This is a genomic window from Mesorhizobium sp. f-mel, from assembly GCF_053850215.1.
Map to the genome: position 1 here is coordinate 12,925 of NZ_JBSPTO010000025.1, position 25,442 is coordinate 38,366.

A 25,442-nucleotide genomic window follows, 5' to 3' on the forward strand; every position below is an offset into this window, starting at 1 on the left:
TCTGATATTGACCACGGCTTGCACAAGCGACTGCACCGAAGCCTCACGGGGTTGACTTTCCGGGCGCGTTCTTTATGTGTCGCGCCAAGTTTCCCGCGTCCGGGTGTTTCCCCGTGCTCCAGCGGCCAAAACTCCACGAACATAACGGACTGATACAATGGCCAAAGCCGCAAACATCAAGATCAAGCTTCTGTCGACCGCCGACACCGGTTTCTTCTACGTGACTAGCAAGAACAGCCGCACCAAGACGGACAAGCTGTCGTTCCGCAAATACGATCCGGTTGCCAAGAAGCACGTCGAGTTCAAGGAAACCAAGATCAAGTAATCTGGTTTCCTGCTTTAAAGCCAAAACGCCGCCCCTATGGGCGGCGTTTTGGTTTTCAAGGCTCGAAAAAGTCCAAAATGTCCAATGGTTGTCGCAGAGTCTTGATGCGTTTTGGGGGCCGGTCGGCGTTTGGCAGCGGTACGAGGAGGCCACTATGTGCCAGCGCCGGCCGGCCGACCCCACGGACCCAGGAGATGCGGCGGACCTGAATCATGGGGTATTCTTCGGATCGATCCGGCTATCTACCTCGCGCCGGTTCCGTCATTGATCTGCACATTTGCGCAACAGCCTGTGAAAATCAACAATTTCTTAACCAAGCCTGGCGAATCGCTTGCGTTAAGGTAAATTCGTAACCCTGTCGCACTGAATGGAGAATTGGCCTTACGCCGCCTTGGCGACGACGCGGTTGCGGCCGGCGCTCTTGGCTTCGTAGAGCGCGAGATCGGCGCGCTTCATCAGCCCGGCAACCGTGTCCACGCCCTTCAGCACCGACGACACGCCGACGCTGACGGTAACCTCGATCGTCTTGCCGTCGTGACCGACTGCAAACGGCATAAGAGCGATTTCGGCGCGAATGCGCTCCGCGACCTTTTCGGCGACGGCGCCGTCCGTGTCCGGCATCACCACGACGAACTCCTCGCCACCGAAACGGCAGGCGAGATCGATGCCGCGCACATTCTTGCGCAGCCGCCGCGCAAATTCGCGCAGCACCTCGTCGCCGCCGTCATGGCCATGTGCATCGTTGATCGTCTTGAAGCGGTCGAGATCGGTGATCATCATCGACAGCGGCCGTCGCCGCGCTACGGCACGGTCGAACAACGTCTGCAGGTGGCTGTCGAGGTATCGGCGATTGTGCAGCCCAGTCAGCGCGTCGGTCACCGCCATCTCGATGGTCTGGGTGACGCTGGCACGCAGCTGGTCGTTGTAGCGCTTGCGGCGCACCTGCGTGCGTAGCCGAGCGGTCAGCTCCTGCTGGTCGATCGGCCGCATCAGATAGTCGTTGATGCCGAGTTCGAGGCCGCGGATGATGCGCCCCTCCTCACCCTCCTGCGCCAGAAGGATGATCGGCACGAAACGGGTGCGATCGAGCGAACGCAGTTGCGAGCAGAGCCTGAGCGGATCGAAATTGGCAAAGGCCGTCGAGATCATCACGCATTCATAGGGCGTCTCGGCGGCCTGGAAGAAGCCGGCATGCGGATCGGTCGCGATGTCGAGGTCGGCGGTGCCGCGCAGCATTTTCTGGACGCGCTCGAAGGAGGATTTGCGCTCGTCGATGAGCAGAACCTTCGGCGTGGTGTCTGCGGACGCGAAGTTGCGGCTCAACAGCTCCTCGATGCCGATATTGCGCGTGGTCGAGGCGCGCAAGCGCAGCTCGTCGGTCAACGTCTTCAGCCTGACCAGGCTTTTGACGCGCGTCATCAGCTGCAGATCGTTGGCCGGCTTGGTCAGAAAATCGTCGGCACCGGCCTCGAGGCCGCGCACCCGGTCTGAAACCTGGTCGAGCGCGGTGATCATGACGACGGGGATGTGCGACGTCGCTGGGTCGCTCTTCAGCCGCCGGCAGACCTCGAACCCGTCCATGTCAGGCATCATCACGTCGAGCAGCACGACATCGACCTTGCCGTTTTCGCAGGTCTCGATCGCGTCCAGCCCGTTCGTGGCGGTCAGCACCTCGAAATATTCGGCAAGCAGCCGGACCTCGAGCAGCCTCACATTGGCAGGGATGTCGTCGACGACGAGGATCCGTGCAGTCATCTCATAAAGCTCCGGCTCGGCTGGAAGGGCGCATCAGGCGTCGCCCAGGTAGGATTTGATGGTTTCGATGAAACGCGGCACCGAGATCGGCTTGGAAATATACGCTTCGCAGCCACCCTGGCGGATACGCTCCTCATCGCCCTTCATCGCGAATGCAGTGACGGCAATGACCGGTATGATATGGAGGTCGTCGTCTTCCTTCAGCCATTTGGTCACCTCCAGCCCCGACACTTCGGGCAACTGGATGTCCATCAAAATAAGGTCCGGCTTGTGCAGTCTCGCCAGATCCAGCGCTTCCAGGCCGTTGCGCGTGCGTACCGTCTCGTAACCGCTCGCTTCGATGAGGTCCCGAAAGAGCTTCATGTTGAGCTCATTGTCCTCGACGATCATGACCTTCTTAGGCATCAAATTCCCGTCTCGGCCTGCCTTCCGCTCGAAGGTTGCCGTCATGCGCCCTCGCCGGTACGCACCAAACACTGCTCGACTCTACGGCAATATAATTGACGAAACGGAAACCGGCTGCCGGAAAAGCTTCGGATTTCACCTCGGACGCCGCATTGCAGAGTTAGATGGCTTGCCGCAGGCGACGCTTGCGATTACTGCCAAAAAGAGACTCATTCCACCGCGCAAGAAGGTAGTGATGGCAAACGCAGCGTCAATGCGCGAGGAAGCGGAAACCATTGCCGTGAAGGCATTGGGCTTCGTCGCCGCCGATCCGGAACTTCTGCCCCGTTTCCTGGCGATCACCGGCATCGAGGCGCATTCCATCCGCCTGGCAGCCGGCGAGCCGGGTTTCTTGGCCGGCGTGCTGCAGTTCATCCTCGCCCACGAGCCGACGCTCATGCGGTTCGCGGCGGAGACCGGCACGCCGCCGGCTTCCGTCGGCAAGGCGCTGCGGGCACTGCCGCTTGGCGACGACGACCATGAACATTCGATATGAGCGACGACCGGATCGCGAAAACGCCTACGGCGTCGTTTCTTCTTCGCTGTCGTCGCCTTCATCATTCGCAACCGGATCGGCTGGCTTGACCATGACACCATTGACCGTGACCGAACCGTCCGGCTTGCCGTTGACGACCCATTCGATGCGACCGTCCGGCAGCGTCTTGCCAAATCCCTTGATCGCAAGCGCCACCGGCACATATTGCGCGGCTTCCGGCTCCGACTTCGCCGCCGCCTGCAGGCTTTCCACAATTCTGTCATAGCCTGCGATATCGATCGTCACATTTGCCTCGGGCTTCATGCCGGGGAACGTCATCTCGCCTTCCATCGCGATTTCCATGTCGCCGTTCTTCACCGTGCTGTGGCCGATGACAAATTTCGGCGTCTTGGCCATGAAATCAGCCTTGATCTGATCGCCAAAGTCAGCCGGCAACGCCGGATTCTTGTTGAGATCAAAGGCCTCGATCGCCTTTTTCGCCATGCTGTCGAGATCGATGTTGGCGCCGCCGAAATTCAGATTGATGTCGGTGGGCAGCAGCGCCGTACCCCAGGCGGGCACAAGATTCTGAGGGATCGTCAATCCTGCCGCCTTGATCGTATAGTTGACTGCTCCGTTCTGGGCGATGCCGTCGGTCCCGAAGCTGGTGCCCAGCTCCGTCGCTCCGAAATGCCCGACCGGGCTTTCGACAGAGACATCCTTGAATCCGTAGCTTCCGTCGATCCGCTCCCACAGCGGCAGCGCGGCGAGTAAAAGCGATTTGAGCTGCGCCTGGTTGGCCTTCAGCTTGGCTTCGTCTTCATTGGCGACGGCAAATGCCAGCAGATCGAGAAATGGCTTTGTCCGCATCCCTTTGCCGGTCGCATTCACCGACAGTTCTGGCGATTTGATTGTAAGCGGGAATTTCAGCCCGCTTTTGGGATCGTCAAAATCAAGCGTTTCGGCAAAATCGGCGATCGTCTGCGTCGCGGTGAAATCCACGCCGCCATTCGCAGCTTGGGTTGCGTTCATAGTGGCAGTACCGGCGCCGGTGCTCACCTCCGCGCGCTGCATGGTGTCCCGGGTTTTCATCGTCATCCCGGCCGTCGAGTGTGTGGCGCTGGTGAAAGCCGCCAGTTCGGTGTCATAGACGCCGGTGAACTTGCTGTCTTTGATCGAGAATTGCATGCTCTGCGGGCCTTCCGGCCCCATGAACTCGAAGGACCCGCTTGGCGACAAATCCGCAGAGACATTCCACGTCCCGTTGCTGCTTGGCTTGACGAGGAATGCGTAGGGGCTGAAGTCGAACTTGAAGGAATGCTGCGTCGCCAACAGGTTCACGACAGGTTTGACGTCGACGGCGAGCTTGTAAGCGTCGCCTTCCACGGAAACCTTCAGGAAACCGCTGTCGATCGCCTTGCTGCCGATGTAGCGAGACAGATTTTCGGAGAGCTGCTTCGCACCCTCTCCATCGACGGTCTGGCCGAAGGCAGGCGCGCTGAGCGCGAGAACAAAGACGGCCGGCAGAACACGGTTCACGCAGAATCTCCGTTGCTATTCTTCTGGTAGAAAACTCCAATCGTAACCGTAAGCCGAAACGGGTGAGGTGCAATCCCTCCTGAGCGCTAGGTCCCGGCCACCGTTCATGAGCAGCGGCGCGGCGCGACGCGGTTGATGCAATGCGCCCTGCCCGATCGCGGTGTTCGCCAGCATCGACGATGCATCAGCCTGTCGCCCCAGCAAGAGCTCGCGTCATCGGAGCTTCACATCGCCTTCTTCGGCGTGACGACGCAAGCGGCGCGGGCATTGAGCAGGCCCCAACCGAAGACGGCGTCCTTGCCGGGCGCGCCGAGATCTTCCGCCGACTTGCCGAGCGCATCATGAATGTCGGCTGCGGTGGCGCTGCTGTTTGCCGAATTCATCAACGCCGCTGCGGCGGCAACAAACGGCGCCGCGAAGGAGGTATCGGTCTTCGGCCGTGCGCCGCTGACCGACGCGGCCGTCCACACCTCGACGCCGGGGGCGGCCAGGTCGATATGCTCGCCGCGACCGGCACGCCTGTAGGGGCGTTTCATGCGGTCCACCGCCGTCACCGCGATCACGTCCGCGTATGCCGCCGGATAGGCAGGTTCGACGGCTCGGCCGCCATTCTTGATCTCAAGGCGGACGGTCGCCGCGGCAGGATCCAGCCGGTTGTCATCGCATCGAGAAACGGCATGCAGCGCTTGACGGTCAGACCATTGTTGGTGGCCGAAGCATGCTGCGAATCGACTGCCGGCAATTTGCGGAACCAGTCCGGTAGAACCGTCTTGGCTGCCACTGGCGGCGCGATGACGCCATAATCTTCCGGCCGACAGACAAACCGGATCGAGCGAGAGGTCTGGGAAAAATGGAACATCGATAGCCTCCATGGAAAAATCCGAGGAGGAACGGGCAGCAGGCGGATTTATTCCTGCTGGACGTCGACCGTCTGATTATGCAGGCCGGCTACGAGATTTGGCCGCCGCCGAGCGACCGCCGCGGCAGCGGCGCGCGCAGCAGCACTGGTTAAAGCACCAGTCGCATCAGCGGTCGGCCCGCCTTGCGCTCGACCAGCCTCTCGAAGCCGGCTTTCTCGAAGACCCGCGACGATCCGACGAACAGCCCGATCGAACGCGAATCTTTCGACACGTCGATCGGACACGCCTCGACCAGCCGCGCGCCATTCTGGCGAGCAAACTCGATGCCGCCTTCGACCAGCCGGTGCGTCACGCCCCTGCCGCGCGCCTTGACGCGGATGAAGAAGCAGGAAATCGCCCACACGCCCGGATCCACGGCGTCGGCGGGATCGACGGGCGCCGATCCCCTGCCCTTATTGTTCCATTCGGGCACGTCGGCGCGCGGGCCGATCTGCATCCAGCCGACCGCCTTGCCATCCTCGAACGCCAGCAGGCCCGGTGGCGGCCCGGCCTCGATCCGCGCCCTGATGTGGTCCTTGTTGCGCTCCCGGTCGCTAGCGCGGCGCGCTGCCGGCGACAGCCGGAAATGTGTGCACCAGCAGCCGTAGCAGGCGCCTTGCTTACCGAAAAGATCTTCGAAATCAGCCCAAAGTTCAGGCACCAGCGGCGCTATGGTCGTATTCATGAGCTCTCTCCCGGCCCACCGCCTTGTCGTGGCGTCCGTCCTGACGTACCATTGCCTTTGTTCTCTTTATGTTCGCAGCGATGGCGGCCTCTGTCAACAATCCCGATCACGGTTTTTGTCGCGACTGCCTGACCTTCCAGCGCGGCGAGGCACGGCGCTGCGAACGCTGCGGCAGTCCACGGCTTGCCCGCCATCCGGAGCTCTACCGGCTGCATCTTGCCCATATCGACTGCGACGCGTTTTACGCGGCGGTCGAAAAGCGCGACAACCCAGCGCTGAAGGACCGGCCGTTGATTATCGGCGGCGGCAAGCGCGGCGTCGTCTCCACCGCTTGCTACATCGCCCGCATCCACGGGGTGCGCTCGGCGATGCCGATGTTCAAGGCGCTCGAAGCCTGTCCGGAAGCGGTCGTCATCCCGCCGGACATGGAAAAATATGCACGCGTCGGCCGCGAGGTGCGCGCCATGATGCAGGCGCTGACGCCGCTGGTCGAGCCGATCTCTATCGACGAAGCATTTCTGGATCTTGCCGGCACCGAGCGTCTGCATGGCTTGCCGCCGGCGGTGGTGCTGGCGCGCTTCGCGCTTGGCGTGGAGAAGGAGATCGGCATCACCGTTTCAGCAGGCCTTTCCTACTGCAAGTTCCTGGCCAAGGTGGCATCGGACTTTCACAAGCCGCGCGGCTTTTCAGTGATCGGCGAGGCCGAGGCATCAGGCTTTTTGGCCGAGCAGCCGGTGACGCTGATCTGGGGTGTGGGAAAAGCTTTCGCCGCCACGCTTGAACGGGACGGCGTCCGGATGATTGGCCAGTTGCAGCGCATGGAGCGCGGCGACCTGATGCGCCGCTATGGCGTGATGGGCGACCGGCTCTACCATCTTTCACGCGGCGAGGACGACCGCCGCGTCCATCCCGACCAGGATGCGAAAAGCGTATCGGCGGAGACCACCTTCGACACCGACATCGCTTCCCTGGATGAATTGGTTTCGGTGTTGAGAGCGCTGTCGGAAAAGGTCTCGGGCCGGCTGAAGAAATCCGGTATTGCCGGGCGCACCGTCGTGCTGAAGCTGAAGGCCCAGGATTTCAAGACCCGCACGCGCAACCGCCAGCTCGGCGACCCGACACGGCTGGCCGACCGCATTTTTTCGACCGGGCTCGAGCTGCTGCGCAAGGAAGCGGACGGCACAAGATACCGGCTGCTCGGCATCGGTGTGAGCGACCTCTCGAATGACGACAAGGCCGATCCGCCCGACCTCGTCGATATCCAGTCGCGCAAGCGCGCCATGGCCGAAGGCGCCATCGACACGCTACGCGATAAATTCGGCCGCAGGGCGGTGGAGACCGGCTACACCTTCGGCAAGGGGCGCAACGCCCACCCGCCCGAGCCGATCGAGGACTGAGAACGATTCTGAACCGAGAGGTCCGCGTAAGCGAAAAGTGGAATCCGGTTCGGAAAAGATCATGCTCAAACAAAAAGATAGAGCGGCTGTCAGATGCGCCTCAAGTCGATTCGGCTGGTCAAAACGCGCTCGCCGGTTTTCGGATCGACGTCGATAACGGTCAGCCGCATGCCGTCCTCGCCGTTCTTCTCGACGGTCATTTGCGCCGTGCGATCGCCGTTGACCTCCTTCGCCCAATGGATGCCGAGATTGATCGCATTGCCTGAGCGCCTGCCGCTGAGCTGCGCCGGCCCGGTGCGGGACCCGACATAGGTCCCGGTGTACTTCGTACCGCGGGACTTCAGATCGGCACTGATGGCGCGCGTCACCACGACGAGACCGCGGCAGGTGCCGTCCAGCGACAATGAGCTCGATGTCGCGTCGGAATTGAAGCGGCAGGAGACGCTCACCGTCGGCGCCTCGGTGGTTACCTTGACGGTCCCCTTGCCGGCGAAGTTTCCCTCGAACGAGCGGAGAAAATCGGCCTCGTCGGCATGAGCCGCGCCAGCCGCAGCCGTCAGGCAGCCGGCAAGTACAAATCGTGCAAATGATTTCATGGGATCTCTCCTCGTTGATATCGGAACGACGATATGTACTGGCTGTTGGACCAACGCCCGCCGTGACGGCAGGTTCCGCCTTCAACATGACCGTTTTGCAACACGTCGCTTTTGGCCCAGCCGAATGCGTCGACTAGCGGTTGCGGTGAAAGTCCCGGCTTGCGACATAGCGCGCATGGCACCCTCACCCTCGATCCCCAAGGCCGCGTTCTGGATGGCGCTGTCGATCGCATCGTTTCTGACGATGTCGGTCGCCGGCCGCGCCACGACGGCCGAGCTCAACGTATTCCAGGTGCTGGAGCTGCGCTCGGTGATCGGCCTTTTCATCCTCCTGCCGCTGGTGATGATATCAGGCGGTTTTGCGGCAATGCGCACCAAACGCCCCTTGGCTCATATCGCCCGCAATGTCGTCCATTTTGTCGGCCAGGCGGCATGGCTATACGCCTTGACGCTGATCCCGCTGGCCGTGCTGATCTCCATCGAATTCACGACGCCGATCTGGACGGCCATTCTGGCGGTCGGCTTTCTTGGTGAAAGACTAAGCCGGCCAAGACTTGCGGCCATCGTGCTCGGACTGATCGGCGTGGTGATCATCGTCCGTCCGGGCGTCGGCTCCGTCGATCCGGGACATATCGTCGTGCTGGGTGCCGCGGTCTGCTTCGGCATATCTGTGGTCCTGGTCAAATCGCTGACGCGGACGGACAGCGTCGTGTCCATCATCTTCTGGATGCTGGTCATACAGTCGGTGCTCGGCCTTATCCCGGCGCTCTACGAATGGCGCAACCCGCCGCTCGAACTATGGCCGTGGATCCTGCTGATCGCCTTCACCGGCATGTCGTCGCATTTCTGCATGGCCCGCGCGCTCGCCTATGCCGACGCGACCGTCATCTCGCCGATGGACTTTTTGCGCGTGCCGCTGTCAGCGCTGATCGGCTGGCTGCTCTACCACGAGCAGATCGATGCTTTCACCGCCGGCGGCGCCTTGCTGATCCTGTTGGGCAATCTGCTCAATCTGCAGAAAAAAGCGAGCAAACCAGCGGAAGTGGCAGCGTCTTAGCATTTTGCAGCCAAGCATCTTCGTTTGGCGTCCGACAAAATGCGTGAAAGCAAAGAGTTAGAGCGCGGTTTTAGTTCCACCAAAACCGCGCTCTAACCTCGCATCCTAGTCGCCTTCGTCGGGGATGTTGAGGATATGCCCGCAGGCCTTGCAGTGGACGGCGTCGGCTTCATGCCGCTGAAGGCCGCATTGCCGGCAAGGAAAAAACACCTTGTTGGGACGGAAGAGCGCCTGCGCCAGCCTGACGAACAGCGATATGCCGATGATCATGGTGACGATGGCGGTGAGCTTGCCGGCGATACCCGGCAGGACGATGTCACCGAAGCCGGTCGTGGTCACCGTGGCGACAGTGAAGTAGAGCGCGTCGACATAGCCTTCGAGACCGGCCCCAGTGCGGAAGAAGAAGGTGTAGACAAAACCGGTGATGACAAGGAGGAATGTCAGGAGATTGATGACTGCGTGGCTCGCCTCGCGCCATTTTTTGAGGCCGCGCATCTCGAGATACCGCCACAGCGCGCCGCTGCGCGACAGCGACCACAGCCGCAATATGCGCAGGAAGCCCAGATTGGCTAGCGCTGAAGGCATCAGCAGCGTCAGCAGGATAAATGCATCGACCCACGACGCCGGCTGTTTCATCAGGCGCAGCATGTCGTTGGAGGCAAGCAGCCGCGCAATCATGTCGGCGGCGACAAGCGCTGCCACGGAATAATCGAGCCAGAGGAACGAAGGCGACTCCTGGATCACCGGTGTGGCGATGAAGAAGGCGATGATGGCAAGGTCGATGATGATCGCGACCAGTTGAAACCGGAAAGCCGCGGGCGTGCGCCCGTGATACAGCTTGCGCAGCGTGCCGCGCAGCCGCGTCAAGGCTGAATCCCGAGCTCCGTCCCTGTCTGGCGCCTTCATGACAACTGCGATAACGCTCGCTGCGACAGCCGTCCAGTGGGGCAGAGCAGGGTGAAGCCGCTGTGGCTTGAGAACATCCGGAGCGTTTCATACCCGGAAAGCGATCAGACCGGTTCCGCCTCGATGATGCTGATGCGAGGTCCAGCTTCAACGATATTGGCGACCTGGAAATCCGTCGCCGCAAGCAGCAACTCGAATTCTTCTGCCGTGCGCTCCTGCCCGCCCGGCATGACCAGCATGTTCAGATCGCCGAATTTTGCGCCGGCGCCCTTCGTTGGACGGCGCCAGAATGCTCTCAAGCACCAGCAGTTTGCCGTCTGGGCGCATCGCCCGGCGGCAGGTTTTCAGGATCCGGATGTTTGTGTCGTCGTCCCAGTCGTGCAGGATCCATTTAAGCACAACCGCATCGGCGCCCTCGAGCACTGAGACGAAGAAATCGCCGGCGACGATGTCGCATCGATTGGCCACGCCCGCGGCGTCAAAGACCGGGCCGGCCTTCGCCACGACGTGCGGCTGATCGAAAAGAATGCCGCGCTGGCCGGGATTGCGGCAGAGAATTTCGGCAAGCAGCGCGCCCTGCCCGCCCGCGACATCCATGACAACAGAGAACGGCCGGAAGTCGTAGGCCGCGATCACCGCGGCGGCGACGCCACGCGACATGGCCGTCATCGCCCGGTCGAAGATGACGGACTCTTCCGGATGCTCCGCCCGGTATTCCCAAACGCCCTTGCCATGAGCGTGGCGAAAGGCATTTTCGCCGGTGCTGACACTGTGCAGCAGATCGCTCCATGCCTGACGGAAATACGGCCGTCCGGCCAGAATCGCCCACGGTGCGACCGAATGCTGAACATCGGATCGCAACGCGCCGCCAACCGGGGTCAGCGAGAAAAACCGGTCTTCCGCTTCATGGAACACGCCGACCGATGCCAGGGCGCGCAGCAGCCGGTAGAGCGCTTGCGGATGGGTATTGGTCAACGCGGCAAGTTCGCCGCTGGTGCGTTTTCCGTCCTTGAGTGGTCTGCGATGCCCAGTGTGGCGGCGACGCGTTAGCTCACACCAGTTCCACTTCCACCACGCCCGGCACCGCGCGCATGGCCGATGCGATCTGCGGCGAGACGCGGTAACGGTTGGGCAGTTCGATCTCGACCTCGCCCTGCGCCTCATCCTTGATGACGATAATGCTCACCTGGCTATCGCCGCGCTGGGTAAGCTGCGATTGAATCGCCGACGCCGGTCGGTCATCCCTGACAAAGATGCGCAAGGCCTTCTGGATGCGGCTTGCCTCGTCCTCCAGCGACTGCACCGTCTGGATGCGCAGATTGACGCCTTCGGGCCTGTCCTCGGCCGAAACGGTGATCACCACCGATCGGCCGGGCTCGAGCAGGTCGCGATACTGCGCCAGACCTTCGGAAAAAAGCACCGCTTCATACTGGCCCGACGTGTCGGAGAACTGCACGACGCCCATTTTGTTGCCGGTGCGCGTCTTGCGCTCCTGCTTGGTGGTGACGGTGCCGGCAAGCCGCCCGGCGGCAGCACCGCGTTTGACCGCGGCCGAGAACTCGGCCCAGTTCTGCACCCGCATCTTCTGCAGCGCCGCCTTGTATTCGTCCAGCGGATGCGCGGAGAGATAGAAGCCGACCACCTGGAATTCACGGTGCAGGCGGTCGGCGGCAAGCCACGGGTCGGTCGCCGGCAGGTTGAGCGCCTGCGACTGTGCGCCGAGCGAAGCACCGAAAATGTCGTGCTGGCCCGACATTGCATTCTGCTGCGCCAGCGACGCCAGCCCCATCATCCGCTCGACGCCCGCCATCATCGCGGCGCGGTCGTGGCCGAAGCAGTCGAGCGCGCCGGCCATGATCAGGCTTTCGAAGACGCGCTTGCCGACGATCTTCGGATCGACCCTTTCGCAGAAATCGGCGAGGTTCTTGAACGGTTTCTCGCCGCGCATGGCGACGATATGCTCGACCGCCGCGTCGCCGACGCCCTTGAGCGCGGCCAGCGAATAGAAGATCCGGTTCTCGCCGACTTCGAAGGCCCGGAAGCTTGATATCACCGACGGCGCCACGACGTCGATGCCGAGGCGCAGCGCATCCTGGCGGAAATCGGCGAGCTTGTCGGTGTTGCCCATGTCGAGCGTCATCGACGCGGCCAGGAACTCGACCGGGTAGTGCGCCTTCAGATAGGCCGTCTGATAGGAGACGACGGCATAGGCGGCCGCATGCGACTTGTTGAAACCGTAGTCGGCGAACTTGGCCAGCAGGTCGAAAATGAAGTCGGCTTGCGGCTTGCCGACGCCGCGCTCGACCGCGCCCGAAACAAAGCGCTCGCGCTGCTTGTCCATCTCGGCGCGGATCTTCTTGCCCATGGCGCGGCGCAGCAAATCGGCTTCGCCCAGCGAATAGCCGGCAAGCTCCTGCGCGATCTGCATCACCTGTTCCTGGTAGACGATTACGCCTTGCGTCTCCTTCACCAGATGGTCGATCTTTGGATGGATCGACGCCATCTCCTCCTCGCCATGCTTTCTGGCGTTGTAGGTCGGGATGTTCTCCATCGGCCCCGGCCGGTAAAGCGCGACCAGCGCGATGATGTCCTCGATGCAGTCGGGGCGCATGCCGATCAGCGCCTTGCGCATGCCTGCACTTTCCACCTGGAACACGCCGACCACTTCGCCGCGCGACAGCATGGCATAGGTATCGGGGTCGTCGAGCGGAATGTGGGCGAGATCGATCTCGATGCCGCGGCGGCGGATCAGCTTGACCGCGGTCTCCAGCACCGTCAGCGTCTTCAGGCCGAGGAAGTCGAACTTCACCAGCCCGGCCTGCTCGACATACTTCATGTTGAACTGGGTGACCGGCATGTCGGAGCGCGGGTCGCGGTACATTGGCACCAGCTCCCACAGTGGCCGGTCGCCGATGACGATGCCGGCGGCATGCGTCGAGGCGTGGCGGTAGAGCCCTTCCAGCTTCTGCGCCATGTCGAGCAGCGTCTGCACGATCGGCTCGCGCTCGGCCTCTTCGGCAAAGCGCGGCTCGTTGGCGATGGCGTCGGCGAGCTTGACCGGATTGGCTGGGTTCGACGGCACCATCTTAGAGAGCTTGTCGACCTGGCCATAGGGCATCTGCAGCACCCGGCCGACATCGCGAAGCACTGCGCGGGCCTGCAGCGTGCCGAAGGTGATGATCTGGCCGACCTGGTCGCGACCGTATTTCTGCTGGACGTAGCGGATGACCTCCTCGCGCCGGTCCTGGCAGAAATCGATGTCGAAGTCGGGCATCGACACGCGGTCTGGATTGAGGAAGCGCTCGAACAGCAGCGAGAAGCGCAGCGGATCGATGTCGGTGATGGTCGTCGAATATGCAACCAGCGAGCCGGCGCCCGATCCGCGGCCCGGCCCGACCGGAATGCCTTGCGCCTTCGCCCATTTGATGAAGTCGGCGACGATCAGGAAGTAGCCGGGATATTTCATCCTCTCGATGACCCCGAGCTCGAAATCCAGCCTTTCGCGATATTGTTCGGCTGTGTAGCCAGCGGTCGGGCCGTGCGCTGCGAGCCGCGCCTCCAGCCCTTCATGCGCCTGTCTGGCAAGCTCCTGCGCCTCCGCCTTCACCGCCGCATCGGCGTCGGCGACGTCGCCGCCGGCAAAGCGGGGCAGGATCGGGTTGCGGGTCTTGGGATAGTAGGAGCAGCGCAGCGCGATTTCGACGGTGTTGTCGATCGCTTCCGGCAGATCGGCGAACAGCCTCGCCATGTCAGCCTGGCTTCTCAGAAAATTGTCGGGCGACAGGCGCCGGCGATTGTCCACGGCGACCACCGAACCTTCGGCGATGGCGATCAGCGCATCATGCGCCTCATAGTCGTCGCGCGAGGAGAAAAACGCCTCGTTGGTGGCAACCAGCGGCAAGTCATTGATGTAGGCGAGGTCGACTGACGATTTTTCGATGGCCCGGTCATAACCGAAAACCCGTTCCAGCTCGACATAGAGCCGGTCGCCGAACAGCGCCTTGAGCGCCAAAAGCCGCGTCTCGGCGAGGTCGCGGCGGTCCTCTTTCAGAGCATTGCCGATCGGGCCGCGCGGCCCGCCGCTGAGACAGATCAGGCCGTCGCAATGGCCGTGCAGCATCTCGGTCGTCAGATGCACGGCCTCGCCGGGCGGCGTTTCGAGATAGACCCGGCTGACCAGCCTTACCAGATTGCTGTAGCCGGCCTCGGTCGCCGCGATCAGGACCACGGGCCGCATTTCCGGGCCTTGCCGTCTGCGGTCGCGCTGGCTGTCGCTCGCTTCACCGGAAAAGGCGAGAGCGGTCTGGCAGCCGATGATCGGCTGAATGCCCTCCTTTACCGCCTTTTGCGCAAATTCGAGCGCGCCGAACAGATTGTTGGTGTCGGTGACGGCGATGGCCGGGGCGTCATCCTTCACCGCATGGCCGACAACGGTGCCGAGCTGCAGTGCGCCTTCGAGCAGCGAATAGGCCGAATGCACGCGCAGATGAATGAACGGCCGCGCAGGCGCTTCCGGCCGCGATGCCTTCATGAAGGCCTCACGCCGCAACGGGTCGCGTGGAAGTGTCTCATTCGCCATGGTTTTTTTAGCGCCGCTTGGAAGGACTCAGCCGGGAAAATGTATTGTCCGGCAGCAGGTAACACGAGTCCAGCGGTAGTGATTAGGCCGTGAACCCATAAACTCGGATTCACCGAGATGGCTGGGAAGCGGGCGTTGCCATGCGTTCCCAAGCTGCCAAGTCTACTCCGTGTTGGAAGTAGCGCGCATGTCACTTTCGCGATTCGTTGAGAAGTGGACCATCCCTACATATCCCCTGAGTCAGTCTCAGAGGAGGATTTGGGTGCTGCTGAGCAGCAGCTGGGCGTCCACTTTCCCGAAGACTATCGACAAGCAGTACTTGACGTCGGGTTGCCTCGGCCCACAATCGCGCTGTTAGACGCGATCGTCGAGCGTGAACTGGATCTGCATGATCTTCATGACTTCTATTCTCCGAAGGAGATCGTTGAGGAAACGCTTAGCTGGCGTGAGATCGGGATGCCCGATCGGCTTGTGGCTATCGCGAGCGATGGGTCCGGAAACAAGTTCTGCTTCAATGCAGACCAGCTCGGCGGTGACAGCGCCGGCATGCGGGCAATTTGGTTCTTCGATCACGACTTTAGAACCGTCGATGAGGTTGCACCAAGTTTTCATGCGTGGATTGACGCCCTTTGCGACGTCGAGCCGTGGCGCGAGGAGCCGAGTTAAGTCCGCAGCACCCACCACGTTAGTCGAAAAGAAGCCTGAAACAAAAAACCGTCGGCGCCAACCAGCACCATACCAAGATTAGTAACATAGCTGCCGGAACAAAGCAAGAACAAATACGTTGCGACAGCAGAAAAGTTGAATTCCTCACGGCCTCGCCTCGTCCATCCTCCAGTGAGCGTGCTTTGGAAGTCGCGTTCCTTCGCGCCCCCCTGTCCTGCCCGACATCTCCCCCTCCAGTGGGGGATTGGCTGTCATCTCGGCTTTCGCCAATCTCGTAGGATGCAGAAAGGGCGCTGTCCCGCCAACTTCTGACGGGCGTCGAGGCGGGTTTCAGCCTCACGCGAATTCCATGATCACCGCATCGACTGCGAGGCTGTCGCCCGGCTTAGCCTTGAGTTTCGACACGGTAAGATCGCGCTCGGCGCGCAGCACGTTTTCCATCTTCATCGCCTCGACGACCGCCAGCGTCTCGCCGGCCTTGACCTCCTGCCCCTCGGCAACGGCAATCGACACGACGAGGCCGGGCATCGGGCAGAGCAGCATCTTCGACGTGTCGGGCGCCACTTTTTCCGGCATCAGCCTTTCGAGCTCCGCGGTGCGCGGCAGCATGGCGCGTGCCGTCACCGACATGCCTTTCCAGGCGATGCGAAATCCGTTCGGCACCGGCCTGATCTGCGCGGCAACCCTGCTACCGCCGACCGTGCCGCGCCAGATGAGATCGCCCGGCCGCCAGTCGGACGCCACCGTCAGCGCCTTGCCACCGTCGATCGACATGTGGAGCTCCAGCGGAATGGAAATCATGCCTCCAAGGACAGAGGCCGAAAGGTAATCCTCGCCGATCTTGATCACCCAGTCGCGTTTCAGGGCACCCGAATGCGGCGCCAGCCGCCCGCCCAGCCGGTCGAGCCGGTCGCGGCGCAGCAGTTCGACCGCGGTGGCGATGGCTGCGAAAATGGCCTTTTCCTGGCTATCAGGCGCGATCGGCGCGAAGCCATCAGGATATTCCTCTGATATGAAGGCGGTCGATATCAGCCCTTCCCGCCAGCGCGGATGCTGCATCAGCGCCGCCAGGAACGGCATGTTGTGCTCGATGCCGTCGACGACGAAGCTGTCGAGCGCCTCCGACATGGCGTCGATGGCGGCGAGCCGCGTCGGTGCCCAGGTGCACAGCTTGGCGACCATCGGATCATAGAACATCGAGATTTCCGAACCCTCGGTGACGCCGGTATCGTTTCGGACGACGACGTCGCCGAACCGTCCCTCTTCCGGTGGCCGGTATCTCGTCAGCCGGCCAATCGACGGCAGGAAATTGCGATACGGGTCCTCGGCGTAGAGCCGGCTTTCCACCGCCCAGCCGTTCAGCTTGACATCGCTTTGCTTGATAGCGAGCTTTTCGCCGGCAGCTATGCGGATCATCTGCTCGACCAGATCGATGCCGGTGACGAGCTCGGTTACCGGGTGCTCGACCTGCAATCGTGTATTCATTTCAAGGAAATAGAAGTTCTTTTCGCTGTCGACGATGAACTCAACCGTGCCGGCGCTCTGATAGTCGACCGCCCTGGCCAGCGCCACCGACTGCTCGCCCATGGCTTTCCGGGTCTTGGCGTCGAGGAAGGGCGAAGGCGCCTCTTCGACGATCTTCTGGTTGCGGCGCTGGATCGAGCATTCGCGCTCGCCGAGATAAAGCGCGTTGCCGTGCGCGTCGGCCAGCACCTGGATCTCGATGTGGCGCGGATTGACCACGAACTTCTCGATGAAGACGCGGTCGTCGCCGAACGAGCTTTTGGCCTCGGACCGCGCCCGGTGGAACCCGTCGCGCACCTCGGCCTTGCTCCAGGCGATGCGCATGCCCTTGCCGCCGCCACCGGCCGAGGCCTTGATCATCACGGGATAGCCGATCTCGCCGGCTATTTTCTCGGCATGACCGGCATTCTCGATGACGCCAAGCCAGCCGGGTACCGTCGACACGTTTGCAGCATTGGCGAATTTCTTCGATTCGATCTTATCGCCCATCGCCCTGATCGCTTTGGGTTTCGGGCCGATGAAGATGATGCCTTCTTTCTCCAACGCTTCACAGAAGGATGCGCGTTCGGACAAAAACCCGTAGCCGGGATGCACGGCTTCAGCACCGGTCGCCTTGGAGGCGGCGATGATATTCTCCGGCACCAGATAGCTCTGCGCGGCCGGCGAAGGCCCGATATGCACAGCCTCGTCGGCCATCTCGACATGCACGGCGTCGCGATCGGCATCCGAATAGACCGCGACGGTGGCGATGCCCATCTTGCGCGCCGTCTTGATGACGCGGCAGGCGATCTCGCCGCGATTGGCGATCAGGATTTTTGCGAACATGCGGGTTGCGTTCCCTCGGCTGCCTTTCTTTGATGGGCTTCGCCCGGCCGGTCAAGGCAAGTTGGCGCATATCCCGGGCGCAAGTCGGCTGACACCGACCAAAACCCGGTCACGAGCTGTCAATTCGTCCCATAGTCCAGAACCTGCAGATACGCTAAAGCTCGCCTCGATTGCCGATTTGGCTGGAGAGGAGAGCCCCGATGAAAACCCGTGCCGCTGTGGCAGTCGCTGCCGGAAAGCCGCTGGAGATCCTGGAGGTCGACCTCGACGGCCCGCGCAACGGCGAGGTGCTGGTCGAGATCAAGGCGACCGGCATCTGCCACACCGACGAATTCACGCTGTCGGGCGCCGATCCTGAAGGCATCTTTCCAGCGATCCTCGGCCATGAGGGTGCAGGCATCGTCGTCGATGTCGGCAAGGGCGTCACCTCGGTCAAGAAGGGCGACCACGTCATCCCGCTCTACACGCCGGAATGCCGGCAATGCCCGTCCTGCCTGTCCAGGAAAACCAATCTGTGCACCGCGATCCGCGCCACGCAGGGGCAAGGCCTGATGCCGGACGGCTCGTCGCGCTTCTCGATCGGCAATGACAAGATCTTCCACTACATGGGCTGCTCGACCTTCTCCAACTTCACCGTGCTGCCCGAGATCGCGGTGGCCAAGGTCAATCCCGACGCCCCCTTCGACAAGATCTGCTACATCGGCTGCGGCGTCACCACCGGCATCGGCGCGGTGATCAACACGGCCAAGGTCGAGATCGGCGCCACGGCCGCCGTCTTCGGCCTCGGCGGCATTGGCCTCAACGTCATCCAGGGGCTGCGCCTTGCCGGCGCTGATATGATCATCGGCGTCGACCTGAACAACGACAAGAAGGAATGGGGCGAGAAATTCGGCATGACGCATTTCGTCAATCCGAAGGAGATCGATGGCGATATCGTGCCCTATCTCGTCAACATGACCAAGCGCGGCGCCGACCAGATCGGCGGCGCCGACTATACGTTCGACTGCACGGGCAGCACCAAGGTGATGCGGCAGGCCCTTGAAGCATCGCACCGCGGCTGGGGCAAGTCGGTCGTCATCGGCGTTGCCGGCGCCGGCCAGGAGATCTCGACGCGGCCGTTCCAGCTGGTCACCGGACGCACCTGGATGGGCACCGCCTTTGGCGGCGCGCGCGGCCGCACCGACGTGCCGAAGATCGTCGACTGGTACATGGACGGCAAAATCGAGATCGACCCGATGATCACCCACACGCTGAAGCTGGAGGACATCAACAAGGGTTTTGACCTGATGCATCAGGGCAAGAGCATCAGGAGCGTGGTGGTTTACTAGGTAAGGAGGTTAAAATTCGCGATCGTATTGCCGTTCGCAGTCACCGCGAAGTTAATCAGGCACTCCCATGAATCCTGAGACTCTCAAGAATTGGAGACTGAAGCTCCGGAACGGGCGGATGAAGACAGCGTTCCGTCACTTCACGGTTCTGGCCGAGGGCGAGGTTGTATCTCCCAATGAGGACTTTGAAACAGAGCCCGGGCCGGCTTTCTTTGGAATGAAAGTTTGGGCGTCGGACGCGGATCAAGCGATCGATATGATACGCACCATCGGCCAACACATTGGTTTCTCCTCCACTGGAAGAATTTACGTCTATGACACTGAGCCCACTGAGCCGCCCGGCACCGAGCCGCGCGGCTACGAGCTGAAATTCACGCCGTATGAACACGACTAACATCAACCAAGAACGAAGCCGCCTACAGATTCTCGTCGATGCCGATGCCTGTCCGGTGAAGGCTGAGGTCGAGAAAGTCGCCGAGCGCCATGGCATCGTCGTCACCTTCGTCTCCAATGGCGGCCTGCGCCCGTCGCGCGATCCGATGATCCGCAACGTCGTCGTTTCCAAGGGCGCCGACGCGGCGGACGACTGGATCGTCGACAATGCCAAGCCCAACGACATCGTGGTGACAGCCGACATCCCGCTTGCCGCCCGCACGGTGGCACTCGGCGCCCACGTGCTTGGGCCGACCGGGCGCCCGTTCACGCCGGAAACGATCGGCATGGCGGTGGCCATGCGCGACCTCAAGCAGCATCTGCGCGAGACCGGCGAGAGCAAGGGCTACAATGCCGGTTTCGCGCCGCAGGACCGCTCACGGTTTCTCGGCGAGCTCGACCGCATCTTGCGGCGTGCGCTGAAATCCGCCGCACCGGGCTAGCGCTTTGAACCGGAGATCGCGCAGCAAAATCGGGAATCGATCTTCGGCATCATGGGCACAGTCAAAAGTGTTATAATGTCCGAGTCCTAAAAGACGAGCGGCGTAAGACGGACCGCCATCAGAGGCCGGGCCATGACGACCGAGATGCCCCTGAAGAAACCACTTCACCGCCACATGCAGTTCGCGGTGTCGGCCTGCATCGGTGTAGTGGCGCTGGCGATCGCGCTGCTCTTGCGCACTCCGCTCGCCTTTTCGATCGGCGCCAATGCGTTTTTCGCCGCCTACACCGTCATCGTCGTCGCCCAGATGCCGCTGCTCACCGACCGCTATCTGAGCAAGAATGCCCGCGCCACCGACCAGCCGGTGCTGGTCATCTTTGGCGTGACGCTGATTGTCGTCGCCGTCGCCATCATCTCGTTGTTCCAATTGATCAATCGCGAGCGCAGCGCGCATCCTGTCGAACTCACCTTCGCGCTGCTGTCGATCCCGCTCGGCTGGTTCACCATCCACGCCATGACGGCGCTGCATTACGCCCATGTTTACTGGCTGAACGATGAAGAGACCGACCCCGGCAGCAAAGCGAAGCAGAGAAAGCCCGTCGGCGGCCTCGTGTTTGCGGGTAAGGAGCGGCCGGACGGCTGGGATTTCCTCTATTTCTCGACCACCGTCGGCATGACTTCACAAACCTCCGATACCGCGGTTTCGACCACGCAAATGCGTCGCATCGTGCTCTTGCATTCGATCGTGTCGTTCTTTTTCAATACAGTGATCGTCGCCGCCGCGGTCAACCTCGCCGTTAGTCTCGGGAGCCGGTAGTACCAGGCAGGCCGTAATAATTTCGTGATCGGATGAAACATCGCTTTGGCTGGCAACGTATTGGGAGGAGAACGATCGGAAAGGCCGACTGAGCGGCCGGAAGGACGCGAAAAAATGGAATCGGTTGTCAGGAGCCAATCCACCGTCGGGCCAGATACTGCCGCGCCGAAGGACGCAACGCTGATCTACCGGCAGTCGCGCTGGACTCGGCTGACGCACTGGCTCTGGGCCATCTCGCTGTTCTTCATGCTGCTTTCCGGCCTGCAGATCTTCAACGCCCGCCCCCAGCTCTATATCGGCAAGGAGTCGGGATTCGCATACAACAACACCATCTTCGCCATCGGCGCCGAGAACACCGCAAACGGTCCGCGCGGCTACACCGAAATCTTCGGCAAGCGCTTCGATACGACCGGTGTGCTCGGCTGGTCGGGGCCGGCGGGTCGGGAGACGTCCCGCGCCTTCCCGTCCTGGGCGACGATCCCCTCCTACTACGACCTCGGCACCGCCCGCGTCGTCCATTTCTTCTTCGCCTGGATACTGACCACGACACTGGTCGTCTGGCTGGTCGCCAGCCTGATCAACGGCCATCTGCGCCGCGATCTTGCCCCGCGCATCGACGATCTCAGGCGCTTGCCGCGAGACATCACCGATCATGCCAGGCTCAAGTTCCACCACAGGCGCGAGTACAACACGCTGCAGAAGATCGCCTATGGCGGCGTCATGTTCGTGCTACTGCCGCTGATGATCATCACCGGCCTTGCCATGTCGCCGAGCATGAACGCGGTGCTGCCGTTCCTCAACGATCTGCTCGGCGGCCGGCAGACGGCGCGGACGATTCATTTCATCGTAATGCTGCTGCTCGTCGGCTTCTTCATCGTCCATATACTGATGATCTTCGCCGCCGGCCCGATCAACGAGTTGCGTTCCATCATCACCGGCTGGTACCGAACCGATCCGCCGGCGGCCCATGGCAGCAAGACGCCCCAGAGGAGTGCGTGAGATGGCGAAGTTTGAGATCAGCCCCAAACTACAGATAAGCCGAAGAAAATTCCTGACCTCGGCCAGCCTCGGCGTCTCCGGCATCATGCTGTCGGGTTGCGATGCTTTCGACAGCCAGCTTGGCGTGGGCGACGGCCTGCGCAGCTTCCTCGAAGGCGCCAACGGCCTTACCTGGCGCGCACAACGCCTGCTTGCCGGCGATTCGCTGGCGCCGGAATTCACCGAAGCCGACATTCGCCAGCCGCAGCGGCCGAACGGCGTCACCGCGCCGGACGACGATGTCTACAAGGGCCTGCTCGCCAACAATTTCGCCGACTGGCGGCTCGAGGTTTCCGGCCTCGTCGAAAAGCCGCTGTCGCTGACGCGCGAGCAGCTGATGAACATGCCAAGCCGCACCCAGATCACCCGCCACGACTGCGTCGAAGGCTGGAGCTGCATCGCCAAATGGACCGGCACGCCGCTGTCGCTGGTGCTTGATCAGGCGGTGGTCAAGCCGCAGGCGCGTTACGTGATGTTTCATTGCCTCGACACGATCGACCGCAGCCTGTCAGGCGCCATCAAATATTACGGTTCGATCGACCTGATCGATGCCCGTCACCCACAGACGATCCTTGCCTATGGCTTGAACGGCAAGCCGCTGCCGGTCGAGAACGGCGCGCCGCTGCGTGTCCGCGTCGAGCGCCAGATCGGTTACAAGATGCCGAAATATCTCCGCAAGATCGAACTGGTCGACGGTTTCGCCAATATCGGCGGCGGCAGGGGCGGCTACTGGGAGGACAATGGCTACGACTGGTACGGCGGCATTTGAGGCCATAGCTCCGCCATTTCCGATCAGTGTTTTAGTGCTTTTGCTCAAGCGACCTTGTCGATTAGCGGTTTGAGCACCGGATGGATTTCCGGCGAGGCATGCTCGATCAGTGTCAGCAGCGCGCGCTCGTTCTCGCGCAGCGGCCGGTCGCGGCCGATGCGCTCAGCCAGCCACTTCGCCTCGCTGGCGTCGATGGTTTCGGCGCGGCGGGCCAGTGCCTCGGCTGCCTTGTTCTTCGATTCCCATTCGGATTCGATATCGCCCGGCGCGCGATAGGCTTCCATGATGCCGGCAAGGCCGCCCGATACCATGCGGCCAAAGAAACTGCCGATCTCCGGTTCCGCCTGCTCGAAGAAAGAATCCCGGCGCAGCGCCACGTCGCGCATCGGCGCTTCGTAGCCGGCCGAGCACATGACGAAATTGGCGATTGCTTTGACGAACAGATCATTCCATGACGGATCGTTGTTGGCTGCCGCTGTCCGCTCATTGATCTTGAACAGCATCTCGGCCTCGGCGCGGGTGATCGCGATGTTGCCGTCGCCGCCATGGGCATAGAGGATGCGGCGCAGAAGCTCGACTTCCGCCTTGGCGATCAGGCCGGGAACCAGCTTGCCGTCGTGCATCAGCGGCCCCTTGCCGTCCAGAACGGCATTGGCGACCTGCGCCAGCGCATAGACGCAAAGCCCGTTCGGCGACGATTTCGCCTTTTCCAGCACATGCACCAGCAATTCGAGTTCGGTCCGGCTATCGACCATGCCGTCGCGCGAAATCGCTCGGACCAGCCAGTCGGCATTGTCCTGCGAGATATAGCCCGCCGGCTTTTCCTGATGAACGATGAAGTCGGTCACAGCTTCGACGAAAAAAACAGGCCATTGCGCGCATTTGTCCTTGGCCGTTGCGTCGAGCGCAAACAGCGCCTCGGCCTCGCCGCGCGTCACCACGCCGTCGCCAAACACGTCGCGGCGCAGCATGACCACGTCTTCCGCTGTGATCCGATTTTTCGAGGTCAGCCCGGCCACAGGCGCGCTCATCGTTAATTCGCCCATTTCGTTCCCCGTCCGAACGTCGTTTGGACCCAATATATCGGGAGTTCGTTGAGAAACCGGCAAACCGCGTGGTTAGCGAAGACTTGTCGGTAAGGTGTCGCTGGCAGGTGACAAGGTGTCGCCCGCAGGCTATGGATGGCGAGTCGAGGGCTCAAATTGAGTCCTACCTGTTTGCGGGAGAGAGCAGCGAGAGCTGCCGCCGAAGGGGAAATCGCCCGAAATCTCTCAGGCAAAAGAACCGTAGACGGGAAAGACACTCTGGAAAGTCGGGGCTTGCCCCCGCGCCGAAGGTGTAAGCGCTGCCGACAGAGTTACGGGGCGCGAGTCTCTCAGGCTTCAGACAGAGGGGCACGGACTGGTCGCCACTCGCGGCCGATTGCGTGCGACTCTGGAGACGACATGACGGGCGACGACACCAAACACCTTCCCCTCGAAGACCTGCACGCGGCCGCCGGTGCGCGCTTTGGCGCGTTCGCCGGCTGGTCGATGCCGCTGACCTATCCGGCCGGCGTGATGAAGGAGCACCTTCATACCCGCGAGCATGCCGGCCTGTTCGACATCTCGCACATGAAGCTGTTCGAGATCAGTGGCTCGGGCGCTGAAGCACTGCTCAATCGTGCCTGCCCGTTCGACGCCGGCGCGCTTGAAGTTTCCCAGTCCAAATACACGTTCTTTCTCAATGAAGCCGCCGGCATCCTCGACGATCTGATCGTCACCAGGCTCGGCCAGGCACGCTTCATGGTCGTCGCCAATGCCGGCAATGCCGAAGCCGACGAAAAGCACCTTCGTGGGCTTGCCCTGGATGTTGAGGCAAAGGGGGATTTTGATGCCAAGATCGATGCACTCGACCGCGTCTTCCTGGCGGTCCAGGGGCCTGAAGCCTGGGCCGCCCTGTCCCGCGCCGGCATCGAGACCGGCTCGCTGCTGTTCATGCACGGCTTTGAGCCCCGCGAAAACTGGTTCATGAGCCGGTCGGGCTATACCGGTGAAGACGGTTTCGAGATCGGCCTGCCGGAAGCGGATGCGCGAAATCTCGTCGCCAAGCTGCTCGAGGACGAGCGCGTGATGTGGGTTGGGTTGGCCGCCCGGGACAGCCTGCGGCTCGAAGCGGGGCTGTGCCTGCACGGGCTGGACATCACGCCTGAGATCGACCCGACCAGCGCCGGGCTGATGTGGGCGATCCCAAAGGAGGTTCGCGCCTCTGGCGCTTTCATCGGCGCCGACGCATTGCGTTCAATCCTGGAGCGCGGCCCGGCGCAGAAACGCGTTGGACTGAAGCCGGAAGGCCGCCAGCCGGTGCGCACCGGCGCTGCCCTTTTCGACACCGACGGCAATCCCGCCGGCCACGTCACCTCCGGCGGCTTCGGCCCCTCGGCCGCCCATCCGGTCGCCATGGGTTACGTGCAGACGTCGCTGGCCAAACCTGGCGCAAAACTCTTCGCCGACGTTCGCGGGACCAAAATCCCGGTCGATATCAGTCCCCTGCCCTTCACGCCCCATCGCTACCGCAAAGGATGAACTTCATGGCAAAAACCTATTTCACCGAAGATCACGAATGGCTCCGCGTCGAAGGCGGTATCGCCACCGTCGGCATCACCGACTACGCGCAGGAGCAACTCGGCGATCTCGTCTTCGTCGAATTGCCGGAGCTTGGGAAAAAGCTGGCCAAGGGCGATACGGCCGTCGTGGTCGAATCCGTCAAGGCGGCATCGGACGTCTATGCACCGGTCGACGGCGAGATCACCGAGGCCAACACTTCGCTCTCGTCGGACCCGTCTTTGGTCAATTCGGCGGCGACCAGCGACGGCTGGTTGTGGAAGATGAGGCTGGCCGATGAAAGCCAACTCGAAGGTCTCCTGGATGAGACCGCCTACAAAGCCCATATTGGTTGAAAGCAG

At 62.0% G+C, this 25,442-nt stretch carries 25 protein-coding genes and 1 riboswitch; of the genes, 13 read left to right on the forward strand and 12 right to left on the reverse strand.

Features of this window, described 5'->3' with window-relative positions; all coding sequences use genetic code 11:
- Positions 1 to 157: 157 nt before the first annotated feature.
- The gene (gene rpmG, locus ACWUKX_RS24085; RefSeq protein ID WP_006201775.1) at positions 158 to 325 is read left to right on the forward strand and encodes a 50S ribosomal protein L33; all 168 of its coding nucleotides are present in this window, start codon (positions 158 to 160) and stop codon (positions 323 to 325) included.
- Positions 326 to 706: 381 nt separating this feature from the next.
- Here the strand turns inward: rpmG and ACWUKX_RS24090 are convergent, their stop codons facing one another.
- Both ACWUKX_RS24090 and ACWUKX_RS24095 read right to left on the reverse strand, forming a co-directional pair.
- On the reverse strand, positions 707 to 2,080 hold the full coding sequence (locus tag ACWUKX_RS24090; protein WP_456009378.1) for a PleD family two-component system response regulator: 1,374 nt from the start codon (positions 2,078 to 2,080) through the stop codon (positions 707 to 709).
- A 33-nt stretch (positions 2,081 to 2,113) separates the two neighbouring features.
- Positions 2,114 to 2,470 (reverse strand): response regulator, encoded by a 357-nt coding sequence (locus tag ACWUKX_RS24095; protein WP_456009437.1) that lies wholly within the window; start codon positions 2,468 to 2,470, stop codon positions 2,114 to 2,116.
- A gap of 250 nt (positions 2,471 to 2,720) precedes the next feature.
- Here ACWUKX_RS24095 and ACWUKX_RS24100 point away from each other — a divergent pair, with 250 nt between their 5' ends.
- Positions 2,721 to 3,020 (forward strand): DUF3572 domain-containing protein, encoded by a 300-nt coding sequence (locus ACWUKX_RS24100; RefSeq protein ID WP_456009379.1) that lies wholly within the window; start codon positions 2,721 to 2,723, stop codon positions 3,018 to 3,020.
- Positions 3,021 to 3,044: 24 nt separating this feature from the next.
- Here ACWUKX_RS24100 and ACWUKX_RS24105 read toward each other — a convergent pair whose 3' ends face one another.
- The 4 genes from ACWUKX_RS24105 to ACWUKX_RS24120 all read right to left on the reverse strand — a co-directional run bounded on the left by ACWUKX_RS24105 (position 3,045) and on the right by ACWUKX_RS24120 (position 6,122).
- On the reverse strand, positions 3,045 to 4,538 hold the full coding sequence (locus ACWUKX_RS24105; RefSeq protein WP_456009380.1) for a hypothetical protein: 1,494 nt from the start codon (positions 4,536 to 4,538) through the stop codon (positions 3,045 to 3,047).
- A gap of 224 nt (positions 4,539 to 4,762) precedes the next feature.
- The gene (locus tag ACWUKX_RS24110; protein ID WP_456009438.1) at positions 4,763 to 5,188 is read right to left on the reverse strand and encodes a S8 family serine peptidase; all 426 of its coding nucleotides are present in this window, start codon (positions 5,186 to 5,188) and stop codon (positions 4,763 to 4,765) included.
- Positions 5,098 to 5,397 carry a hypothetical protein gene (locus tag ACWUKX_RS24115; RefSeq protein WP_456009442.1) on the reverse strand — a complete coding sequence of 100 codons (300 nt, stop codon included), beginning with the start codon at positions 5,395 to 5,397 and terminating at the stop codon, positions 5,098 to 5,100. Before ACWUKX_RS24115 ends, ACWUKX_RS24110 begins: the two co-directional genes overlap by 91 nt.
- 149 nt (positions 5,398 to 5,546) lie before the next feature.
- Complete coding sequence (locus ACWUKX_RS24120; protein WP_456009381.1) at positions 5,547 to 6,122, reverse strand: GNAT family N-acetyltransferase; 576 nt, start codon at positions 6,120 to 6,122, stop codon at positions 5,547 to 5,549.
- A 68-nt stretch (positions 6,123 to 6,190) separates the two neighbouring features.
- Between ACWUKX_RS24120 and ACWUKX_RS24125 the strand changes: the two genes are divergently transcribed.
- Positions 6,191 to 7,519, forward strand: a complete 1,329-nt coding sequence (locus ACWUKX_RS24125) for a DNA polymerase IV (RefSeq protein ID WP_456009382.1) — start codon at positions 6,191 to 6,193, stop codon at positions 7,517 to 7,519.
- Between the two features lie 89 nt (positions 7,520 to 7,608).
- On the opposite strand, the gene ACWUKX_RS24130 is transcribed toward ACWUKX_RS24125, so the two are convergent.
- Positions 7,609 to 8,115, reverse strand: a complete 507-nt coding sequence (locus ACWUKX_RS24130) for a hypothetical protein (protein WP_456009383.1) — start codon at positions 8,113 to 8,115, stop codon at positions 7,609 to 7,611.
- 175 nt (positions 8,116 to 8,290) lie between these two features.
- Between ACWUKX_RS24130 and ACWUKX_RS24135 the strand changes: the two genes are divergently transcribed.
- Entirely contained in the window at positions 8,291 to 9,172 is an 882-nt protein-coding gene (locus tag ACWUKX_RS24135) for a DMT family transporter (RefSeq protein WP_456009384.1), read from the forward strand.
- 105 nt (positions 9,173 to 9,277) lie between these two features.
- Here the strand turns inward: ACWUKX_RS24135 and ACWUKX_RS24140 are convergent, their stop codons facing one another.
- The 3 genes from ACWUKX_RS24140 to dnaE all read right to left on the reverse strand — a co-directional run bounded on the left by ACWUKX_RS24140 (position 9,278) and on the right by dnaE (position 14,609).
- On the reverse strand, positions 9,278 to 10,078 hold the full coding sequence (locus tag ACWUKX_RS24140; protein WP_456009385.1) for a potassium channel family protein: 801 nt from the start codon (positions 10,076 to 10,078) through the stop codon (positions 9,278 to 9,280).
- A 147-nt stretch (positions 10,079 to 10,225) separates the two neighbouring features.
- On the reverse strand, positions 10,226 to 11,053 hold the full coding sequence (locus ACWUKX_RS24145; protein WP_456009386.1) for a methyltransferase: 828 nt from the start codon (positions 11,051 to 11,053) through the stop codon (positions 10,226 to 10,228).
- A 76-nt stretch (positions 11,054 to 11,129) separates the two neighbouring features.
- Positions 11,130 to 14,609 (reverse strand): DNA polymerase III subunit alpha, encoded by a 3,480-nt coding sequence (dnaE, locus tag ACWUKX_RS24150; RefSeq protein WP_456009439.1) that lies wholly within the window; start codon positions 14,607 to 14,609, stop codon positions 11,130 to 11,132.
- A gap of 261 nt (positions 14,610 to 14,870) precedes the next feature.
- Between dnaE and ACWUKX_RS24155 the strand changes: the two genes are divergently transcribed.
- Entirely contained in the window at positions 14,871 to 15,323 is a 453-nt protein-coding gene (locus ACWUKX_RS24155) for an SMI1/KNR4 family protein (RefSeq protein ID WP_456009387.1), read from the forward strand.
- Positions 15,324 to 15,659: 336 nt separating this feature from the next.
- On the opposite strand, the gene ACWUKX_RS24160 is transcribed toward ACWUKX_RS24155, so the two are convergent.
- A complete protein-coding gene (locus ACWUKX_RS24160; RefSeq protein WP_456009388.1) occupies positions 15,660 to 17,672 on the reverse strand; it encodes an acetyl-CoA carboxylase biotin carboxylase subunit in 2,013 nt (670 codons plus the stop codon).
- Between the two features lie 200 nt (positions 17,673 to 17,872).
- On the opposite strand from ACWUKX_RS24160, the gene ACWUKX_RS24165 reads away from it, so the two are divergent.
- The 6 genes from ACWUKX_RS24165 to ACWUKX_RS24190 all read left to right on the forward strand — a co-directional run bounded on the left by ACWUKX_RS24165 (position 17,873) and on the right by ACWUKX_RS24190 (position 22,498).
- The gene (locus tag ACWUKX_RS24165) at positions 17,873 to 19,000 is read left to right on the forward strand and encodes an S-(hydroxymethyl)glutathione dehydrogenase/class III alcohol dehydrogenase (protein WP_456009389.1); all 1,128 of its coding nucleotides are present in this window, start codon (positions 17,873 to 17,875) and stop codon (positions 18,998 to 19,000) included.
- A 118-nt stretch (positions 19,001 to 19,118) separates the two neighbouring features.
- Positions 19,119 to 19,394 (forward strand): hypothetical protein, encoded by a 276-nt coding sequence (locus ACWUKX_RS24170; RefSeq protein WP_128345515.1) that lies wholly within the window; start codon positions 19,119 to 19,121, stop codon positions 19,392 to 19,394.
- Positions 19,381 to 19,875, forward strand: coding sequence for a YaiI/YqxD family protein (locus ACWUKX_RS24175; RefSeq protein WP_127211940.1), 495 nt, complete (start codon positions 19,381 to 19,383; stop codon positions 19,873 to 19,875). The genes ACWUKX_RS24170 and ACWUKX_RS24175 overlap by 14 nt, the downstream gene beginning before the upstream one ends.
- 132 nt (positions 19,876 to 20,007) lie before the next feature.
- Positions 20,008 to 20,691 carry a DUF1345 domain-containing protein gene (locus tag ACWUKX_RS24180; protein WP_127211939.1) on the forward strand — a complete coding sequence of 228 codons (684 nt, stop codon included), beginning with the start codon at positions 20,008 to 20,010 and terminating at the stop codon, positions 20,689 to 20,691.
- A gap of 114 nt (positions 20,692 to 20,805) precedes the next feature.
- Complete coding sequence (locus ACWUKX_RS24185) at positions 20,806 to 21,690, forward strand: cytochrome b/b6 domain-containing protein (RefSeq protein WP_287112907.1); 885 nt, start codon at positions 20,806 to 20,808, stop codon at positions 21,688 to 21,690.
- 1 nt (position 21,691) lies between these two features.
- Complete coding sequence (locus ACWUKX_RS24190; protein ID WP_456009390.1) at positions 21,692 to 22,498, forward strand: molybdopterin-binding protein; 807 nt, start codon at positions 21,692 to 21,694, stop codon at positions 22,496 to 22,498.
- A gap of 44 nt (positions 22,499 to 22,542) precedes the next feature.
- Here ACWUKX_RS24190 and ACWUKX_RS24195 read toward each other — a convergent pair whose 3' ends face one another.
- Positions 22,543 to 23,544, reverse strand: a complete 1,002-nt coding sequence (locus ACWUKX_RS24195) for a hypothetical protein (RefSeq protein WP_456009391.1) — start codon at positions 23,542 to 23,544, stop codon at positions 22,543 to 22,545.
- Positions 23,545 to 23,708: 164 nt separating this feature from the next.
- Positions 23,709 to 23,795: riboswitch (glycine riboswitch) on the forward strand.
- A 148-nt stretch (positions 23,796 to 23,943) separates the two neighbouring features.
- Between ACWUKX_RS24195 and gcvT the strand changes: the two genes are divergently transcribed.
- Positions 23,944 to 25,062 carry a glycine cleavage system aminomethyltransferase GcvT gene (gene gcvT / locus ACWUKX_RS24200; RefSeq protein ID WP_456009392.1) on the forward strand — a complete coding sequence of 373 codons (1,119 nt, stop codon included), beginning with the start codon at positions 23,944 to 23,946 and terminating at the stop codon, positions 25,060 to 25,062.
- A 5-nt stretch (positions 25,063 to 25,067) separates the two neighbouring features.
- Positions 25,068 to 25,436: a glycine cleavage system protein GcvH gene (gcvH, locus tag ACWUKX_RS24205; RefSeq protein ID WP_065009623.1), complete on the forward strand. Its 369-nt coding sequence runs from the start codon at positions 25,068 to 25,070 to the stop codon at positions 25,434 to 25,436.
- Positions 25,437 to 25,442 lie beyond the last annotated feature (6 nt).